The following is a 221-nucleotide window of genomic DNA, read 5'->3' as shown; positions in this document are numbered from 1 at the left end:
TCATCATTAGCTACAACCGTTGCATCTCCACCAACCGTTAGGCCGCTAGCAGTAAGGTCATCGCCCTCTACGTCAGATGCTTGTGATAGCAATTGCTCTTGGCTTAAACGGATAGAACCGTCTTCATCGATTGAGTACGCTAGGTCACCAGACACTGGTGCATCATCAACGGCAGTTACACTCACATCGATGTTTGCAGATACCGTATCGGTGCCGTCAGA

The 221-nt window shown here is 49.3% G+C and carries 1 protein-coding gene; it reads right to left on the bottom strand.

The window, feature by feature from the left end:
• Positions 1 to 221, bottom strand: a 221-nt coding sequence (locus AB4558_RS21845; RefSeq protein ID WP_372075054.1) for a cadherin-like domain-containing protein, incomplete at both ends; no start/stop codon positions are given.

The sequence above is a fragment of the Vibrio sp. 10N.222.51.C5 genome (assembly GCF_041474575.1).
GTDB lineage: Bacteria > Pseudomonadota > Gammaproteobacteria > Enterobacterales > Vibrionaceae > Vibrio > Vibrio crassostreae_C.
This window is presented reverse-complemented; position numbering and strand designations above follow the sequence as displayed.